27 protein-coding genes and 1 riboswitch are annotated in these 18,675 nt (G+C 30.0%); of the genes, 14 read left to right on the plus strand and 13 right to left on the minus strand.

Annotated elements, in window-relative coordinates; translation table 11 throughout:
• Window positions 1-15 precede the first annotated feature (15 nt).
• Complete coding sequence (locus tag SH09_RS11125; protein ID WP_052495447.1) at window positions 16-282, minus strand: zinc ribbon domain-containing protein; 267 nt, start codon at window positions 280-282, stop codon at window positions 16-18.
• A 175-nt stretch (window positions 283-457) separates the two neighbouring features.
• Here SH09_RS11125 and SH09_RS11130 point away from each other — a divergent pair, with 175 nt between their 5' ends.
• The 4 genes from SH09_RS11130 (at window position 458) to SH09_RS11145 (ending at window position 2,545) form a co-directional block, all read left to right on the plus strand.
• A complete protein-coding gene (locus SH09_RS11130) occupies window positions 458-1,264 on the plus strand; it encodes an alpha/beta hydrolase (protein WP_042739717.1) in 807 nt (268 codons plus the stop codon).
• Between the two features lie 46 nt (window positions 1,265-1,310).
• Entirely contained in the window at window positions 1,311-1,502 is a 192-nt protein-coding gene (locus SH09_RS11135; protein WP_371861026.1) for a hypothetical protein, read from the plus strand.
• Window positions 1,503-1,640: 138 nt separating this feature from the next.
• Window positions 1,641-2,027 carry a VOC family protein gene (locus SH09_RS11140; RefSeq protein ID WP_042739719.1) on the plus strand — a complete coding sequence of 129 codons (387 nt, stop codon included), beginning with the start codon at window positions 1,641-1,643 and terminating at the stop codon, window positions 2,025-2,027.
• 83 nt (window positions 2,028-2,110) lie between these two features.
• A complete protein-coding gene (locus tag SH09_RS11145; RefSeq protein WP_042739720.1) occupies window positions 2,111-2,545 on the plus strand; it encodes a GNAT family N-acetyltransferase in 435 nt (144 codons plus the stop codon).
• Window positions 2,546-2,762: 217 nt separating this feature from the next.
• Here SH09_RS11145 and vraX read toward each other — a convergent pair whose 3' ends face one another.
• The 6 genes from vraX to tsaT all read right to left on the minus strand — a co-directional run bounded on the left by vraX (window position 2,763) and on the right by tsaT (window position 6,558).
• Window positions 2,763-2,927, minus strand: a complete 165-nt coding sequence (gene vraX / locus SH09_RS16605) for a C1q-binding complement inhibitor VraX (RefSeq protein ID WP_157946389.1) — start codon at window positions 2,925-2,927, stop codon at window positions 2,763-2,765.
• Window positions 2,928-3,944: 1,017 nt separating this feature from the next.
• Window positions 3,945-4,121, minus strand: coding sequence for a hypothetical protein (locus SH09_RS16890; protein WP_162846374.1), 177 nt, complete (start codon window positions 4,119-4,121; stop codon window positions 3,945-3,947).
• A 314-nt stretch (window positions 4,122-4,435) separates the two neighbouring features.
• The gene (locus SH09_RS17255) at window positions 4,436-4,567 is read right to left on the minus strand and encodes a hypothetical protein (protein WP_257211185.1); all 132 of its coding nucleotides are present in this window, start codon (window positions 4,565-4,567) and stop codon (window positions 4,436-4,438) included.
• A gap of 125 nt (window positions 4,568-4,692) precedes the next feature.
• A complete protein-coding gene (locus SH09_RS11150) occupies window positions 4,693-5,649 on the minus strand; it encodes an arsenic resistance protein (protein WP_042739721.1) in 957 nt (318 codons plus the stop codon).
• Window positions 5,650-5,948: 299 nt separating this feature from the next.
• A complete protein-coding gene (locus SH09_RS11155; protein WP_042739722.1) occupies window positions 5,949-6,206 on the minus strand; it encodes a hypothetical protein in 258 nt (85 codons plus the stop codon).
• A gap of 166 nt (window positions 6,207-6,372) precedes the next feature.
• Window positions 6,373-6,558, minus strand: coding sequence for a type II toxin-antitoxin system toxin TsaT (gene tsaT / locus SH09_RS11160; RefSeq protein ID WP_042739723.1), 186 nt, complete (start codon window positions 6,556-6,558; stop codon window positions 6,373-6,375).
• Window positions 6,559-6,894: 336 nt separating this feature from the next.
• Here tsaT and SH09_RS11165 point away from each other — a divergent pair, with 336 nt between their 5' ends.
• Both SH09_RS11165 and SH09_RS11170 read left to right on the plus strand, forming a co-directional pair.
• The gene (locus SH09_RS11165) at window positions 6,895-7,101 is read left to right on the plus strand and encodes a TM2 domain-containing protein (RefSeq protein WP_042739724.1); all 207 of its coding nucleotides are present in this window, start codon (window positions 6,895-6,897) and stop codon (window positions 7,099-7,101) included.
• 522 nt (window positions 7,102-7,623) lie between these two features.
• Entirely contained in the window at window positions 7,624-7,839 is a 216-nt protein-coding gene (locus SH09_RS11170; RefSeq protein ID WP_042739725.1) for a YozE family protein, read from the plus strand.
• 7 nt (window positions 7,840-7,846) lie between these two features.
• Here SH09_RS11170 and SH09_RS11175 read toward each other — a convergent pair whose 3' ends face one another.
• The 5 genes from SH09_RS11175 to SH09_RS11195 all read right to left on the minus strand — a co-directional run bounded on the left by SH09_RS11175 (window position 7,847) and on the right by SH09_RS11195 (window position 12,614).
• Window positions 7,847-8,086 (minus strand): hypothetical protein, encoded by a 240-nt coding sequence (locus SH09_RS11175; protein WP_042739726.1) that lies wholly within the window; start codon window positions 8,084-8,086, stop codon window positions 7,847-7,849.
• A 234-nt stretch (window positions 8,087-8,320) separates the two neighbouring features.
• Window positions 8,321-9,616, minus strand: coding sequence for a CitMHS family transporter (locus tag SH09_RS11180; protein WP_042739727.1), 1,296 nt, complete (start codon window positions 9,614-9,616; stop codon window positions 8,321-8,323).
• Window positions 9,617-10,195: 579 nt separating this feature from the next.
• Window positions 10,196-10,447: a hypothetical protein gene (locus SH09_RS11185; RefSeq protein WP_042739728.1), complete on the minus strand. Its 252-nt coding sequence runs from the start codon at window positions 10,445-10,447 to the stop codon at window positions 10,196-10,198.
• Between the two features lie 258 nt (window positions 10,448-10,705).
• Window positions 10,706-11,233 (minus strand): GNAT family N-acetyltransferase, encoded by a 528-nt coding sequence (locus SH09_RS11190; RefSeq protein WP_042739729.1) that lies wholly within the window; start codon window positions 11,231-11,233, stop codon window positions 10,706-10,708.
• A gap of 955 nt (window positions 11,234-12,188) precedes the next feature.
• Window positions 12,189-12,614: an organic hydroperoxide resistance protein gene (locus SH09_RS11195; RefSeq protein ID WP_042739730.1), complete on the minus strand. Its 426-nt coding sequence runs from the start codon at window positions 12,612-12,614 to the stop codon at window positions 12,189-12,191.
• Between the two features lie 328 nt (window positions 12,615-12,942).
• Between SH09_RS11195 and aroD the strand changes: the two genes are divergently transcribed.
• Both aroD and SH09_RS11205 read left to right on the plus strand, forming a co-directional pair.
• Window positions 12,943-13,662 carry a type I 3-dehydroquinate dehydratase gene (aroD, locus tag SH09_RS11200; protein ID WP_042739731.1) on the plus strand — a complete coding sequence of 240 codons (720 nt, stop codon included), beginning with the start codon at window positions 12,943-12,945 and terminating at the stop codon, window positions 13,660-13,662.
• A gap of 67 nt (window positions 13,663-13,729) precedes the next feature.
• Window positions 13,730-14,269 carry a nitroreductase family protein gene (locus SH09_RS11205; RefSeq protein WP_042739732.1) on the plus strand — a complete coding sequence of 180 codons (540 nt, stop codon included), beginning with the start codon at window positions 13,730-13,732 and terminating at the stop codon, window positions 14,267-14,269.
• Between the two features lie 66 nt (window positions 14,270-14,335).
• On the opposite strand, the gene SH09_RS11210 is transcribed toward SH09_RS11205, so the two are convergent.
• A complete protein-coding gene (locus SH09_RS11210; protein WP_042739733.1) occupies window positions 14,336-14,656 on the minus strand; it encodes a thioredoxin family protein in 321 nt (106 codons plus the stop codon).
• Between the two features lie 142 nt (window positions 14,657-14,798).
• On the opposite strand from SH09_RS11210, the gene SH09_RS11215 reads away from it, so the two are divergent.
• From SH09_RS11215 to SH09_RS11240, 6 genes are all read left to right on the plus strand, one after another.
• Entirely contained in the window at window positions 14,799-15,152 is a 354-nt protein-coding gene (locus tag SH09_RS11215; RefSeq protein ID WP_042739734.1) for an arsenate reductase family protein, read from the plus strand.
• 174 nt (window positions 15,153-15,326) lie between these two features.
• Window positions 15,327-15,707, plus strand: a complete 381-nt coding sequence (gene gcvH / locus SH09_RS11220) for a glycine cleavage system protein GcvH (protein WP_042739735.1) — start codon at window positions 15,327-15,329, stop codon at window positions 15,705-15,707.
• Window positions 15,708-16,004: 297 nt separating this feature from the next.
• The gene (locus SH09_RS11225; RefSeq protein ID WP_042739736.1) at window positions 16,005-16,397 is read left to right on the plus strand and encodes a toprim domain-containing protein; all 393 of its coding nucleotides are present in this window, start codon (window positions 16,005-16,007) and stop codon (window positions 16,395-16,397) included.
• Window positions 16,394-16,693: a thioredoxin family protein gene (locus SH09_RS11230; RefSeq protein WP_042739737.1), complete on the plus strand. Its 300-nt coding sequence runs from the start codon at window positions 16,394-16,396 to the stop codon at window positions 16,691-16,693. Before SH09_RS11225 ends, SH09_RS11230 begins: the two co-directional genes overlap by 4 nt.
• A gap of 55 nt (window positions 16,694-16,748) precedes the next feature.
• Window positions 16,749-16,856: riboswitch (SAM riboswitch) on the plus strand.
• 83 nt (window positions 16,857-16,939) lie between these two features.
• Complete coding sequence (locus SH09_RS11235) at window positions 16,940-17,965, plus strand: methionine ABC transporter ATP-binding protein (RefSeq protein WP_042739738.1); 1,026 nt, start codon at window positions 16,940-16,942, stop codon at window positions 17,963-17,965.
• The gene (locus SH09_RS11240) at window positions 17,958-18,653 is read left to right on the plus strand and encodes a methionine ABC transporter permease (RefSeq protein WP_042739739.1); all 696 of its coding nucleotides are present in this window, start codon (window positions 17,958-17,960) and stop codon (window positions 18,651-18,653) included. Before SH09_RS11235 ends, SH09_RS11240 begins: the two co-directional genes overlap by 8 nt.
• The last annotated feature ends 22 nt before the right edge of the window (window positions 18,654-18,675 follow it).

Genomic DNA, 18,675 nt, shown 5'->3' on the forward strand with positions numbered 1-18,675 from the left:
AAATGTATTTGTTAATTATTGCCAACGTTCTAATTTTTTCATGAATTTTTTGGTATACATTTTATTTAAGATAAACTTTTGGAATTTATTCATATCTGATTCTTGAAATTTTTTTAGATTATGTTCATACATTTCGTCAAAACTTAAATTTAAAGTCCATTCACCATTTTGATAACAGTGATGACAATATTTTTCGGATAATGAACCGTCTTTTTCAGTACCTGCTGGTGTTTTATCATCTAATGGTATTCCACAACTTTGACAAAGTTTAACTTTAGCCAATTGAATCGCTCCCTTTAACATACAAATATTTATATTGTTATAAACTATATAAATATAAAAAATAAATAAAGTCAACTGTTTAATAATCTGTTGTAATGGTAAATAAAGGGTGAAACAGAAATTGCATCATTTATTTTTATTACAATAACAAAAAATAAAGAAAGGAGAGGAAAAAATGAATTATATAAAATATCTCAAGTCAAAAGATGGCACTAATATCTATACAAAGGTTAATGATGTACCAAGAGCGAAAGCTAATGTTATTCTCGTTCATGGTTTAGCAGAACATTTGGACAGATATGATGAACTGACGAATTATTTAAATGAACAAAATTTTAATGTTATACGATTTGATCAACGTGGACATGGTAGATCTGGTGGAGAACCAACATTTTATAGTAGAATTGATGAAATTATTGAAGATTTATCTGCAGTAGTGGATTATGTGAAGCAACATTTTAAAGAGAAAGTCTATTTAATTGGGCATAGTATGGGTGGTTATAGTGTCACTTTATTTGGAACGAAAGAAGCAAATAAAGTTGATGGTATCATTACATCAGGTGCTTTGACGCGATATAATTTACCACTATTTGGTCAACCTGATCGCCAATTGAATACTAGAACATATATTGCCAATGAATTAGGTGAAGGTGTGTGCTCAGATACTACAGTTATAGAAAAATATAAAGATGATGATTTAAATGCTAAACAAATTTCTATGGGATTAATCTATACATTATTAGATGGTGTGGATTATTTGAAACAACATGCAAGTGAATTTAAATATCCAATATTAATTTTACATGGGAAAGAAGACGGTTTAGTAAGTTATCAAGATTCCCTTGAATTATTTGCAGAAATAGGTACTGAACAAAAGTCCATTCATATATATGAGGGATTACAGCATGAAATATTTAATGAAAGTTCATATAATTTAAGTATATTTGCAGAAATTGTTGATTGGTTAAATAGCAAATTGTAATCATAATGAGCTTCATTTAAGTGTTAAATTAAATCATAAAGGGAAGGTGTTTTTATTGAAAATAAAGACATTATATAATCAATATGAGGAAAGCTTTGAGGCGTTTGATGAACGTGTGAACCAATATATAGAACGTATATTAACTTCAGATACAGCTGAAATTATAAGTGTTACGCCGTTAGTGACGAATAGTGTGGAAGGTGTAGACTACTTTATTACGATTGTATTTAAGTCTTAATTTAGAGTATAACTTAAATTGATGTATATACTTTAAAATTTAAATAACTATTTTTATAAAATGATTTAAATGAAGTGTTAAGCTATGCATAATGGATATATGTTAAATATAAATATACTGATATAAGGATGGATAATTGTGAAAATAATAGCGACTAGTATTTTTGTAGAAAACCAAGATGCAGCTAAGCAATTTTATACAGAAAAATTAGGGTTTGAACTCGTTAATGATATGGATGTAGGCGGGGGTTATAGATGGTTAACGGTTAAAGAAGCAAACTCATCAAATCCCGTAGAGGTTGTTTTGGAGCCTAATGCAAGTCCAATTGCTAAGAATTATCAAGAAGGATTGTTTAATGCGGGGATACCTGTCACTATGTTTGGTGTAGATGATATTGAAGCAGTCCAACGAGATTTAAAGGACAAAGATGTTCAATTTCACACAGAAGTAAAGGAAGTTGATCAAATAAAAATGGCAATTTTTAATGATACTTGTGGAAACTTAATTCAAATCATTGAACAATAAGATGTAGTGAAATTAATAATATGTAGAAAGTACTAAGTTAACTTTTAAATAATGACTTAGTACTTTTTGTTAGGAGTAACCTTATGGAATATAAAATTGTAAATACACAACATTTATCAACAATTGAACTCATAGATATTATGAGGGAACGAATCAAGGTGTTTGTAGTTGAACAAAATTGTCCCTATCAAGAAGTTGATGAGGAAGATGAAAATGCACTTCATGTTATGTTAAAAGATCAAAATAAGCTGGTTGCGTATACTAGAATTATTGAGCGTGAGAATGATATTAGTTTTGGTCGCGTACTCGTAACTGAAAAATATAGAAAGCAACAATATGGTAAACAGATTGTTCGTCAAACAATTGATGAAATCAAGAAGCGGTATAAATGTGGCATAATTAAAATTTCGGGACAAGCACATTTACAAAATTTTTATGAATCATTTGGGTTTAAATGTGTGTCAGAAAGCTATTTAGAAGATGGTATTCCTCATGTTTCGTTAGAACTCACATTCTAATTGAATAAAAAATAAAAACCGCCTAGTTGATATTCATTGAAATGAATGACAATAGGTGGCTTGTTTTTGTAAAAGTTAATAGTTATTAAGACTAAATTAATATTAATTATTTTTGATAAAGTAAAATACTTTATCCCCCTTAAATTGTAAAAGCTATTTTTGTGAGACGTAGTTTATGTTTATATGAGTCGTTAATTTATTATGAAACTGTATAGAATTATTTTGTCATTTTATCTATATCTTGGGAAACTAATGTAAGTAACTCTTGTGTTTCCTCTTCTGTTAAATCGTCTGACCCTTTAATTCGAATTACAGATCCTTTGTCTGTCTTAACGTGATAAACCGGCTCGTCGTCTTTATATACTTTACGTAGTATTTCCATTCCATCATCCCTTTTTTATCTCAATCTTATGTCAAATCAATCATGATTAATGTGTCATAAGATAATGATACGAATTGCTTAAATCATACATTAAATAAAACAAACTATTAATGTCTCTCTTATAGGATAACTTTTTAGTTAATTCTTTTCCAACAGTATGTATTGAATTATTAGTTTTTTTGAGTAGGATTATATTTTTATATCATATTAATTAAATTTTCAAACGGTTAATTAATAAAACGGAAATCTTTTTTTGATTAAATGCATATATTTGTGTTTTTATAATATGAAAATGGGTAAATTTATATTAAGCACTAGAAGTCCTCCAAACTTTTGTGTGAATTATATTTTCTTAAAAAGTGTCTGGACATAAATGCCCAGCATTAAGCCCATCAAGGATTAAAATCTTTGATGGGCTTTTTATTTATATCAATACTCCGTATTGTTATAGCTCGCTTACCTAAAGGGATGTGTCGGTCCTTGGTCTCGACAATCATCCCACGCCCTCAGGTGTTTCACAAACAATATGAAGTTCATATATGTTATTACTACAAAAAATAAGACACTTTCGTATAATTTAATAAACTCCACTAAACTATATTAACGAGGTATCTTAAGTATAAGAATTATTACATGTCCCAATTTACTCTACCAATGCAAACTGAAATACTTATACCTGAAAATGATATCGCATAAATTGTAAATCATTTAGTAGAAACAATCCCATAAATATTAAACGTCAATTACTAATACATAGGGATATAACCAATAGTAATTGACGTTTTCATAATTTTTTATAAACTGTAATGCGTTGCTTCAATTTGTTTAATTAAATGTTTCTTTGGAAGTACTACGATAGTATAACAATTTAAATTCTACCAAGTTATTTGAATTTGTAATTTATTATATATTCAGTTGGTGTTACCTAAACGACAGACTGAACACTTTTCATAAATGCAAACTGTGTAATTCCGTAAGTTTTAATGATTAACGTTGAAATGATAGTTATCTCATTGATTATTCTATATTATTTTTTAATTTCTCATCCATATTTAGTGCAACATCTTTTAATAATTGAGTAGTCTCTTCTTCGGAAAGGTGGTTATGTGATTTCACCTTTATTATTAATCCTAGATCGGTTTTTATATAAAAAATCGGTGTTTCATCTTCATATATTTTTCTTAAGATATGCATAATATCACCTCATTTTACTATCAACTTATCTGCAAAGTGATTCAAGCGACAACTATACGGTATTGAGGTAAGTGTAAAATTTCATCTTCATTCTATTCTATAGTATTTTAGTAAAAATTGGTAATGATACGTTTTCAAAATAGCGCTAAATACTTAGATTTGCTATGGAAAAATGATTTATTAAATAGGTGAATTAAGTAACAAAATAAAAACACTTAGCAAAGCATACACAGAATCTTAAAATAGCTGGATGTTGTATATAGCCTTATTTAGCTAAGTGTTTGAAAGAATATAATAATTTTTGGAAATGTATTTTATAGGTTTGCATTACTCTCTATTTCATCTTCTTCTAAGTCATCTTCAGGAATAATACTAATAGTAGCTGCCAATTTAACTAATAGGAATAGTGAACCGACACCTAATAACATTAACAAGAACCTTTTCATTATATAATCTCCTTTGCTTGATATGCGTTGAGATAATTATACCAAAAAAGGTTGTTCTAGGTATATTTTTATATATGTTTAAAACTATATATATTTTATGGATAGAATTTGAATTGCGCTTAATTTTATCGACGGATTAACTTTGGTATGAATTTGATATAGATTATTTCTCCTAATAGTTCTACTAATGTTTGTGTAACAACTACAATTGTTGCGATATTCGAAATATTATTAGGTAGTGCAAAGGTTATTGGTAAGACCACAAGTGCATTTCTGGTTCCAGAACTAAATGCTAAAGTACGATTGGTATTAATTTCTAAGTTGAAAAGTTTTCCGCTTAAATATCCAAGTAATGGGGCGATTAACAGATATATAATATAAATAGGAATAATCATATATATAATAGTTAGATGCGATGTGATTTTTTGGATTTGTGAACTTACTATTACGAATAAGACTAGTGCCATAATTATTTCAGGAAACCAATTAGTAATGTGTAAGCACTTTTGTGCTTTAGTACTTTTTATACTAGTCCATTGTAATATCAAAGCTAAGATTAGTGGTATTAAAATATAGGCTATGAAAGTATGTAAAAATGGTTGTAACGTAATCGATGGTATAGTTATATGATTTAAAAATATAGTTAAATAAATAGGCAAGAAGATAATTTGTAATATAAGTAATATAGGTGTAGACATTAACATGTATTGCGCATTACCCTTACCTAATGCAGTAAACACAATCACATAATCAATACATGGCGCAAGTAATACTAAATAAAGTCCTATTAATATACCTGTATGCGTAATATGGAATACAGAAATTAAACAAAAAACAAATATGGGTATTAATATAAAATTTGAGAAAATAAGTGCAATTATAAATTTAAAAGAAATTAATCTGCCCTTAAACTTAAAAAAGGGGATTTGAGAAAACATGAAAAACATAAGTAGCGTCAATAATATTGAAATCGCAGGTTCAAATGATTTTGTAAAATTTGGAATATATAATCCTAGTAAAGCAGCGAATACAAGTGATAATAGATAGATATAAATTTGACGTTGTTCTATAAAATTTTTCATATTTTAACTCCTTAAATTAAAAACAAAGCACACAACTATCAATTTATCATTTTGAACGTTGTGTGCTTAACTGACCTTTTATTTCTTTTTGTCTTGTACCATAACTTTATTTTCTATAGAATCGTTATTTGAATTATCGATACTTAACAAGAGTGCTCTTATGATTAAAATACCTGTTACGAGTAATAAAAGATTTTTTATTAATTTCATTGTCATCACGCACCTATCTTTAGTTATGGCACAAAATATATATTGGAATAAAAATAAATAAAACCATTGTGTTGAATAAATTTGATATGTTAATTTTCGTTTTGATCGTCTATAGTGATTATCTTATTTTCTTGGTTAACTGATACAAATAGTCCGGGGCTGTTATTCTCAACAGTTGTTTCGGTGACCACGCCATTTGTTGTGGAAAATGTTACTTGACTCAAAATTCCCATGGCGTATTCATTAATTGGACTAACTATTGAAATAGAAGTTTCATCCTCTTGAATAACGAATTGTTTTTTACTGTTATTTTGAACTTTCCACTGTGGTAAATAGGTTAACTTCAAGTGTAAACCTCCTTATGTCCGTTTTGATTTCTACTTATTTACATTATAAACGAAATAACGAGGTTGTACTAATAACTAAATTTAAATATATAGGTTGATAAAATAAAAAAATATTCTAACAATCACCATTAATATTATGATGATTATTAGAATATTAGCGTTATTATTAATGACCAAAAATTAAAACAAAAAGGATGCCTACAACACCAAAGACAAGCAAAATAACTGTTAATCCTAATAGTGATTCTTTTGCTTCTTTTGATCCACGCACTTTGTATGCTATAAGTGAAGCTATACCACTAACTAGAAAGATAACTGAAAGCCAAAATACAATCATAAAATGTAGAGTCAAAACTCAAAACCTCCTCTATTTGTATAAAAATCAAGTTTTGATAGACGTATATTTTGAGTATGACGCCTAAAATGGTTATTTCAATATTTTTTAACAAATTCATCTTATCACTAAATACATTGTTACAATAGTGTCATTTTGAAATGTTCACTGTTTTATAATATATATCGTATTAACCTTTTAACGCACTTTAAATAATTGAAGACCACAATCGTAATTAATACTCACTACTAAAATGATGCATAGTTATTTTATGTAATGCGATGTTAAATATTTAATTAATTAAGCATGATGATATATAATAAAAATATCAATTTTATGTTAGGAGCATTTATTATGAATGAAGTAAACAAAGTTATTTATATTGTCTTAGCGTTATTTTTAGGTGGTTTCGGAGTTCATAAATTTTATGCTAGAAAAACGGGAATGGGCTTATTATTCTTGGTATTCTGTTGGACTGGCGTGCCACATGTACTTGCAATTATTGGTGCAATAATTACTGTATTTAAACCTGCTGATCAAAATGGAAATGTTTTAGTTTAATAAAAAATGCTTATTTAATTAATCATTCGCTTAAGTATGGAAGGTAAATTTGTCATTTTAAAAAACAAATACAGGTTATAAACTTCATAGTCTAAACTAGAGGGCTCATCCATTTATTGTGGAGATGAGTCCTCTTTTAATTTGATAAGTTATAATTGGACAGAGATTACTATTCTAGCTAATTAAGTTCGTAATATTTATATTCCTGTCAATACGTAGTCATTAAAGCATGATGAGACATTAATAAGCAAGTGTCTAAATAGTATTAATATAAATTTAAAGGCCAAAAAACGCCAACGATAAATCAGTTGGCGTTATAGTTAGTTATGTTAACTAAAATTATAACTAATTTTAACAAAATTAACAGTTACATCTAAAATGGCGTAACATAAAGGTTGAATGGCTTTAAAATCAAAATTTGGTAATTTATACACGATAGACAAATTTGAATATTTTGATATGATGAACGAAAGATTTATATAAAAACGATATAAAATATATTAGATTGATGAGGTATGGCATATGACTTTCTATGATTTTGTAATTAGCTTTGAAGAAGATAATACACCTTTAGGATTCTTAGCACACAATATAATTGGAGATAAAAACTTTCCAAAACAAGCGACTTGTTACAATGAATTGCATGCTTATTTTTATCGTAACTATATCGATCAACAACTTTTAGCAACTGCTAACAGAGCACTAAGTTTGTATAATTCAAATCTTAATCGTGCATAATCATTATTTAATTTGGTGCATAATACCAGTTTTGTTGTTCTAAAGCATTTTTTATATCAGTTGTTTTGAAATTAATTTCGTTATTTCTGATAGAGAACGGTTTAATTATATTTTGAGCCATCCAACTATTAATAAGTTCTTGAGGCAATCCATCTAATTCCATATCACTTTTACTTATTACAAAGCATTCCCAATCAAGCGAAATAGTAGAAGGGTTAATATAATTACATTCACCAAGCGGTTCCATAAATAAACACTCCTTAATAATGTAAATTGTACGTTAAGTTTTACCCAAGTGTTTACAAATTAAAACTGTTTTTATAATAGAATTATTATAAAATGTATTTTTGAACGATATCATCAATTATTTATATTTTTCAAGAAACGTAAAACTATTATTTATTATATTTCCATGACACATAAAAATAAAACCTGAAATAGCTAATTTGCTGTTTCAGGTTTTATTAGGTTTCATATTAAATTACCAAGGAATGATACCGAGTATACAAGCGACTAGTATCATAAATAAGCTAGAACCAATGGCCCATTTAATTACAATACGTTGGTTTTGTCCATATTCGATATCTAGCATACCTACAAGTAAATAACCAGCAGCATATAAAGGACTTAGCACATGAAGTGGTTGACCAAGCACTGATGCTCTAGCCATTGCAACTTTTGAAATACCAAATTGCTGTGCTGATTCTGCTAAAATTGGTAGGACACCATAGTAGAATGGATCATTTGCCATAAAGTATGTAAATGGCCCACTCAGAATAGCTGTGATTAATGCGAAGTGATTACCCATTGCATCCGGAATGATATGTACTAAGGCATTTGCCATTTCATTTACCATTTTCGTACCATTCATAACTCCTGTAAAAATACCTGAAGCGAATACTAAACTGATTACTGCAAGTACATCGCCAGCATGTTTTTTGACTACTGAATTTTGAATACTTAAATTTGGATAGTTTACTAATAAAGCTACGCCAAACCAAAGCATGAATAATACTGGAATTGGTAATAATCCAATAATTAAACAGATAATTAATGAAATTGTAAGAATAGCGTTGGGAATAATCATTTTTGGTCTTTTTAGTAATGATTCTTCTTTAGTATCAGTTTTAGTGACATCATCTAAATCGATGTCAGTATAAGATGTGATAAATTTTCTTGAACGTTTACCTAAAATATAAGCGACAATAAAGGCAAAGACTATACCTGCAACCATAGCTGGAATAATAGGTATAAATACTTCTTCCGTTGTTACTTGTAATGAAGAAATTGCTCTCGCAGTAGGTCCACCCCAAGGTAACATATTCATAACACCGATTGATAACAGTGCTAAAGTCGAAAGTGTGTAAAGACTCATGCCAATTTTCTTATATAAAGGCATCATTGCGGTAACGGTTATAATAAAAGTTGTAGTTCCATCGCCATCTAATGCAACCATTGAAGCAAGTATGACGGTTCCAAATGCAATTTTTACAGGATCCCCCTTAACAACTTTTATAATTTGATTAATAACAGGTTCAAATAAACCAGCATCAATCATAACCCCGAAATACAAAATAGCAAAAGTAAGCATAATACCAGTTGGTGCTACAGTTTCTATTCCTTCAAGCATGAACTTGCCTATGCCCGCATAGAATCCGCCGATAAGTGCAAAAATTGTTGGAATAACAATTAACGCAATTAAGGCTGACATTTTACGTGTCATAATAAGAATCATAAAGATAATAATCATGACGAAACCTAAAATAGCTAAATTCATATATTAATCCCCCTTATTTTTATCATTATAGCGCTTTCAGAATATTTTTAAAATTAAAATTGCTATAAAATTGAAAAAATTTATTTAAATTAAGAATTGTTAATATAACTACAGTATTTCAAAAATAATTATTAGTTAAAGTTATGCTATTTAGATGGTTTGCTTGAAGGATAATTCAATAAAACTAATTTTTAATAAGTAGTTGTGAACATTAGTTATAGACAGCTAATAGGGGAGGCACCATTCAATTTATAGCTGATGATAAATGGATTAAAACCAATAGAATTATATGGAGGTAGCATATTTCTATAATCAGCGCAGATGAATGTTTAACAATATTTAAAATACCAAAGAGTGTAGAAGGAGTATTAAGGGCAAGGGGAATTGAGCTATCTCTTTATATTAGCGAATGATACATTATGCCGTTATTAATATAGAAAAAGCCAACCCTATAGATTGATTGAATCATTGTAAAGGATTGGCGTTCTTCTTGAATTTTTGTTTTATGCTATTAAAAATGTCAGGTTTTATTTTGATATGAATACATTATGTATTAAATATATGAAACTGTGTTAATTATTAAATTAACGAATTCCATAATGGGAATGACAATAATATGAAAGAGAAAATACTCACACACATTGCAAATATGTTAGCAATACGATCACCGCGTAAACATGCGTAAATATTGATTAACAATACACCTAATATAAATAAACCGCCTGCAATGATTGATAAATTACCATCTAATATTTTATTTACAACGAGTAATGGTGTTGCAAGTGTAATTAATGATAAAAATAATGACAATAATGTTGTTGCATATTTCAACTTGTTCAGTCCTCTCAATATTTAAAAGATGAATGAAAATATCTACTCAATTTCAACTTAAATAAAAGTGTTATACGTACTCACTAAAAATGATATTTGGTTCTAAATGTAATTGCAAGTAATTATAAAAAAGTTTTATAAAAGGTTTGAAATGTATGTAGGATCATTTAAACTGCTCAATACAGAAAAAGACGTCAATTTCCATAAATTATATAAATTTCATACGATACAACAATGTAGTACGGTTCAATTGCTAAATTATTCTTGTTCGTTCTCTAAAAAATTATAGATTAGCCAATGTTCATCAACATAACGCTCACCATATTTTCTAGCATGATGTTCTAGTACAAGTGTTTCAAAATTCAACTGGCTAAAAAATACTTTGCCACTAATATTGTTAGAAATTAAAGAAGTTAATAATATTTCAATTTTCTTTTCTCTACAAATTTGAAATAAATGTTCCATCAATAGTTCTGCGATTTGCTCTTTTTCTTCATGATCTGAGCCGTTAGCGCATAAATTTTCTATGATAGCTTTGTGAGTTAATCCATAAGATTGATCATGAATTAAAGTCGCGGCACCAACTAATTCACTACCTTCAAACACACCAATTACGTTATGATGATTGTTATTTATATCTAGAATATCGGTGAGTACATTTTTTGATATGCAGTGTTCATTCTGGTATTTCCACGCGTATACTTCAAGTTTTTTATGGATGCCTTGCAATAAAAGCGAATAATAAATCGATAAATCTTCAACTGTCAAATAACGAACGTTTCTCATTAAAAGGCCCCCTAAATATTTGAAGTAAAAACTTAAATCAATATTTTGATAATTTTATTATAATATTAAAGGAAAAAATTTATTTGAGCAATACTATTTTTGATTTTTTATGAAAAGTTAGTAGTACGTTTAATTTGAATATAAAATAATCTATCAATTATAAAATGTGTAAATGTAATTAGTTGAATTTTTTTAGAACTCATTTATATATAAAAATTATGATATAATGTGGTGAGACACATATTTGAAAGAGAGGGCAAAGATTGTGACGTCAATTATCACAATAGTTGTTTCGCTAATCGTTCTTGTCCTGATTGCTTTTTTGGTTTTAATTACTTATTTTATCTTAAATGATAAAGATGACAGATTCTAATATTTATTTGATGGTTTATAAAAAGAAATCAAGATTTGAACAAAAAAGATTTTGGGACAAAAATCCTAGAAAAAAGCACTCAGATGAATGAATTAAATTTATCTGAGTGCTTTTTTATATATTACATATTGTTGGCTCGCTTTCCTAGGGGACAGCTTCAGCCTGTAGTCTTCAGCTTGTCCTGTTCCCACAGGAGTCTCGCCAACATACGTCGATTTAATAAAAAATTCACGTTAAAATATACTTAATAAAATAAGGCCTTTTCATATAATTTGATAATCACTACTAAGTTAATTTAACGAGGTGTCTTAAATATAAAGATCATGACATTTTTCAACTTATGCTGCCAATGGCAAATTCAATACATATTTCTTTAAATGATATGTCATGCTATGTTAATACAATCGTAGAAATAATCTCTGACAATAAAACAAATGAATTCAAACATCATCGTGGAATGATGTCTTATCATTCTAAATGAATATTAAAAAGGCAATTTCTATATGATTTCAATAGAAATTGCCTTTTTATCGTTGTCCAAGAAATTTATTTCTTAGACGCTTTTTATTTTTTATTAAGTGCTTATTTTACTACTTCAACACTTAAATCTACATCAATATTGCCACGTGTTGCTTTTGAATATGGGCAAAAGTCGTGTGCATCTTGTAAATACTTTTCAGCATCTTCTTGTGATAATACATCTTTCACTTTTGCATCTATTGAGACGCTTAATTTTGGACTTTCTGCTTCAGGATCGTCTTCTAAACGGACTGTTAAAGTTACTTCTGGTTCTGCACCACGAACTTTATTTTGTTTTAAAATTAAATCAAATGCACCATTAAAGCATGACGCATAACCTGCTGCGAATAATTGTTCAGGATTTGTACCCTTTTCAGCATCAGCTTGAGCTGGTGGAATTACCGCTACGTCAATTGCTTTGTCATCAGTTTGAACGTGTCCATTACGTCCACCTGTATTTGTTGCTTTCGTTTCATATTTTACTGCCATTTAAAATACCTCCTTTAGGTCTTTATTCTTATGTCTACCCATTGTATAAAATTTAAACCATAGGAATTCGTTTTCATTATAAAATAAATTTTAATATGGTTGATGCAATATGCATATACCATCAAATTGGAGTGTATTATAGGCAGAAATGACTCAGGTTATGTAACGGGACTAGTTGTAATAAATAACTTTATCGTGGTGTGAAATGAATAGCGCAGTAAATGTGTTATGTATTGCTGATTCTGCTGAAAATAATAACTTGGCATTGTGTTATTTTCAAAATTTGTTATACAATAATTTTAATTATCTTACAAAGGGAGTACATATAATGACAAAAGTCGATATTGCTGTGACGATAGCTCCAGAAAATAAAATAACTGAAGAAACACTACAACAATTAAAATTGTATAGTGACTCATTTGAAATTATTGAATTGCGCATAGATCAGTGGCAAGCGTACAATAATGAATTATTGGAGCAAACTATTGAGTCAATAAAAGAGTTGAATATCAATAAGCGATTATTGGTGACCTATAGAACGCAATCACAAGGTGGTGCAGGAACACTTGAAGATGATAATTATAGACAATTGTTATTCAATATTTGCAATGTCAATGGTGTTGATTTACTAGATATTGAATTTGACAAGTCTGTTAACAGAGATTTATTCATAGCACTTGTAAATGATGTGGAGTCACAAGGTGTGGAAACTGTATTGTCATATCATGATTTCAAACAAACGCCGCCTATAGAAGAATTAAAGCATTTATATTTTAAAATGCACCAATTGTCACCAAGCTATATCAAGGTTGCTGTGATGCCACATGACAAGATGGATGTGCTACGCTTGTTAGAAGTGGTTTCTGAAACCGCTGATACAGTATCAGAAAAGGTGATTGGCATATCAATGTCTAAATTAGGTATTGTTTCAAGGACTGCGCAAGGTGTATTTGGTGGAGTAGTTTCTTATGGTTGTTTGGATACACCGAAAGCACCTGGTCAAATTCATGTTGAAACATTGAGAGCACAGTTGAATCTATATGAGTAATTTGAAAATATCGTCATTCTACATTATAATTGATAATAGTTATCAATAGAGAAAGGGCGATATAACTATGGAACTGCAAGAGGCTATTTCACAACGTAGAAGTGTAAAAATCTTTAAGAGAGATATGACTATAGATGAAGATGCATTATATGATGCGATTAAAAAGGCTGCTGATGCACCTAACCATGGACACAGGGAACCGTGGAGAGTGATTCACGTTGCTAAAGATAGATTGGGAAATATGAGTAAACAACTAACTCAAATTGCGTTTCATGATAAACCGAAAAAGCAAGAAGATCACTATCAAGTCGTTACTAATTTAGGTGGTATGTTGGTCTTGATTTTAAAGGAAGACCCTCATCAATTAGAAGGTTTAGAAGATCATTTGGCGTTTGGTGCTTATGTACAAAATTTGATGCTGTTGTTGCATGAAGCAGGAATAGGTACATGTTGGAAGACGCCGCCTTATATTTTTGACAAAGAAGTCCAAGCTCTATTTAATATTCAAGAAAACGAACGTTTACTAGGATTTTTATATTTAACTGACTTAGAAGATAAAATGAATTATAGACCACGACATACTGAAAATATAATTGAAAAGTTTTAGCCCATTAAAAAAGGAGTGAGACCAAGAAGTCTATATCAATAGATTTTAGTCTCACTCCTTAATTTATTATTTAAATGTTTCTGCTAAGAAAGATTCAACTTGTTCTGGTGATTTAGCATTTGCAGAATGTAAGTGTGCTAATTTATTTCCATCTTTAAATACGAGTAGACTTGGAATTCCCATCACTTCATTGTCTGCAGCTACATCTTCTAATTCATCTCTGTTAACTGTAAACCATTGGTAATCATTATATTTTTCAGTTATTGGATCAATCCACATATCCATAGCTTTACAATCAGGGCACCAGCCTGCTTCGAATTTAACAATGACTGGTTGATCACTTTGAATTGTCTCTTTAAATTGATCAGTTGTATTAATAGGTTGCATAATTAATTCTCCTTTTTGATAGATTAGTAATACTATTATAGCGAAATTATAATTCTAATAAAAAAAATTAGCTTAATAATTAGAGCGTTTTATGAATAAATTTGATATATTAGTGATAACTAGACATAGGAGGTACAGAATAATGATAAAATTTTACCAGTATCCTAATTGTACAACATGTAAAAAAGCAGCGAAATTCTTAAAAGACTATGGCGTTAGCTTTGAACCAATTGATATTGTACAACACACACCTACTAAGAGTGAATTTAAAGAAATTTTAGCTGGAACAGATATTGAAATTAATAAACTTTTCAATACGCATGGCGCAAAATACAGAGAGTTAGGTCTCAAAGATAAGATAAATGATTTAACAGATGATGAAAAACTAGATTTACTAGCTTCAAACGGTATGCTAGTTAAACGACCACTTGCTGTATCTGGTGATAAAGTGACTGTTGGCTTTAAAGAAGACGAATATAAACAAGTTTGGTTATAAGACAATATTAGTCATGGCAATCAAGTAAAGCATAATAAATTTACAAAAAATGAAAACGCTTTATAAAAATGAGCGAAAAACGGTTGAAGGTGCAATGTTATCCCACTTTATAGTTGCCCTAATACCTTTCATATGGCATCATGAATATGTAATAACATTTAGGAGGGGATACTCGTGGCAGTACCAAACGAATTAAAATATTCTAAAGAACATGAATGGGTAAAAGTTGAAGGAAATACAGCAACAATTGGTATTACTGAATACGCTCAAAACGAATTAGGAGATATCGTATTCGTTGAATTACCAGAAGTTGATGATGAAATTAATGAAGGCGACACTTTTGGTAGTGTTGAATCTGTAAAAACTGTTTCTGAATTATATGCACCACTTTCAGGTAAAGTACTTAGCTCAAATGATGAGTTAGAGGATAGCCCTGAGTTTGTAAATGAATCACCATATGAAAAAGCATGGATGATTAAAATTGAATTAAGTGATGAAAGCCAATTAGAAGATTTATTATCAGCAGAACAATATTCTGAAATGATTGGTGAATAAACATGACTGAAACTCCTTGATCCTTTGAATCTGGGAGTTTTATTTTATATGTAAAAATAGTGCAAATTATATTAAGCGGATGAATAATCTTTAACAATATAAAAAGAAGATGTTATATGCTGTGGTAATGCATAAAATAGATGCAATAACTATATATGAACAATTAAGATATAGTCAAATTTATCTAGAGTGTGCAAAGGTTACATGATAAAAATGTAAATAATGTTTATGCTTATTAACTAATGTGAAAAAACTTAATAGAAGAGAATAACTATCAACATTTAGAGGGTGGATATCATGACGATACTAAACCAAGTAATCATTGTCGAGGGGAAGTCCGACAAGAAGAGGGTAAAGCAAGTTATAGATCAGCCAATTGAAATTATTTGTACGAATGGTACAATGGGCGTTGATAAATTAGATGCAATGATTGAATCATTATATGGAAAACAAGTGCATATACTTGTTGATTCAGATAATGAAGGTGAAAAAATCCGTAAATGGTTTAAACGTTATTTAAGTGAAAGTCATCATATTAGAATTGATAAACAATATTGTGAAGTTGCAAAATGTCCAAAGCCATATCTCTCACGAGTTCTAGAAAAAAATGGATTTAAAGTAAAGGATGAAGAGAGCATGGCAAAGGCTCAAATAGATTATATAGCTGAAAGGGTTAGTTTATTAACATGAACGTAGCAAAAGAAACGCGTGTCGATATACATGAACACGATGATAAAGAGAAATCACTGGTGTTTGGCTATACACCTACGTGTGGAACATGTAAAATATCTGAACGAATGTTAGACATCGCTAATGAAATCTTACAATTACCAATTACGAAAGTGGATTTGAATTTTTATCCAGAATATAGCCAAAAGCACGAAATTCAATCTGTACCCGTACTAATAGTCATGTCAAAAGGCCAAGAGATAAAGCGTATTTACGCATTTCAGTCGGTACCTTATTTATTAGAAAATTTAAAATAGTTATTGACGAATCTCTAGTGCGATGGTAGGATTATTGATAATTAAATAAATGAAACTCTTATCACGAGAGGTGGAGGGATGTGCCCTACGAAGCCCGGCAACCGTCTGTAACAGAAATGGTGCCAATTCACAAAAAGTCTTGTTGGACTTTTGGAGATGAGAGAAGCGGCAAATGCTTTCTCTATTCTTCGGTGAACAAGGGAAAGCATTTTTTAATTGATAGAGCAATACAAGGAGGCAACTATGATGATTGAGTTAAATCAAATAGTGAAAAGGTACAAAACTAAGAAACAAGACGTACTTGCTGTAGATCATGTTGATTTAAGCATTCAATCAGGCTCAATCTTTGGGGTAGTTGGTTTTTCTGGTGCAGGAAAGAGTACTTTAATCAGACTCTTAAATAATCTCGAACAGCCTACTTCAGGAGACGTTATCATTGATGGCGATACTATAGGGAAACTATCAAAATCAGAATTACGTAAAAAACGTCAAAAAGTGAGCATGATATTTCAACATTTTAACTTACTATGGTCAAGAACGGTTTTAAATAATATTACGTTTCCGTTAGAAATTGCAGGTGTTTCAAGATCAGAAGCGAAACAACGTGCACTAGAACTAGTGGAGCTAGTAGGATTGAAAGGTAGAGAGGACGCTTATCCGTCAGAACTATCTGGTGGTCAGAAACAACGTGTCGGTATTGCAAGAGCATTGGCTAATGAGCCGAATGTATTACTATGTGATGAAGCAACGAGTGCCCTTGACCCACAAACAACGGATGAAATCTTAGATTTGCTGTTGAAAATCAAGGAACAACGTAATTTAACAATTGTGATCATTACACACGAAATGCAAGTTATTAGACGCATATGTGATGAAGTAGCCGTGATGGAAAATGGCCGAGTCATTGAACAAGGTGCAGTAACATCTGTCTTTGAAAACCCACAACACGATGTGACAAAACGTTTTGTCAAAGATGATTTAAATGATGATTTTGATGAGTCTATTACTGATTTAGTACATATTGATGATAATTCGTATATCGTACGTTTGAACTTTACAGGTAATAATACGACTGAACCACTTATTTCATATATTACAAAAACACATGATATTGATGTGAACATATTAGAAGCGAATATCAAACATTCTAAAGACGGTTCCATCGGATTCTTGGTATTACATTTACCATCATTAGATTCAGAAAAGTTCGAAAAGTTCAAAAATGATTTAGAAGCGCAACATGTTTCATTGGAGGTGTTAAAGCATGGGTAATTCATTTAGTGACATACTCCAAGAAATGATTACAATGCCAAATGTTCAATGGAGTGAGGTTTGGATTGCAACATACGAGACATTGTATATGACAATTGTTTCTACGATATTTGCATTTATCTTTGGTTTAATTTTAGGTGTGTTATTATTCTTATCTGCTAAAAGTGATTCGAAGGCAGCTAGAATATTTTATAATATTGTATCGTTCATTGTTAACTTGTTCAGAGCGATACCATTCATTATCTTGATATTACTATTAATTCCTTTTACAAGCTTAGTACTTGGAACAATTAGTGGTCCTACTGGTGCTTTACCAGCACTAATTATCGGTGCTGCACCATTCTATGCACGATTAGTCGAAATTGCATTTAAAGAAATCGATAAAGGTGTTATCGAGGCAGCATGGTCAATGGGTGCAAATACTTGGACTGTAGTTAAAAAGGTATTAATTCCTGAAGCAATGCCAGCATTAATCTCAGGTATTACGGTTACTGCCATCGCATTAGTTGGTTCAACGGCAATTGCCGGAGTTATTGGTGCAGGTGGGTTAGGTAACTTGGCATATTTAACTGGATTTACCCGAAACCAAAATGATGTCATTTTAGTTTCAACTATTTTAATACTTATTATTGTCTTTATCATTCAATTTATTGGTGATTGGGCTACAAATAAGATAGATAAGAGATAAAATTAAAAGGAGACTTAACGAT

This window comes from Staphylococcus gallinarum (assembly GCF_000875895.1).
Classification (GTDB): Bacteria; Bacillota; Bacilli; order Staphylococcales; family Staphylococcaceae; genus Staphylococcus; species Staphylococcus gallinarum.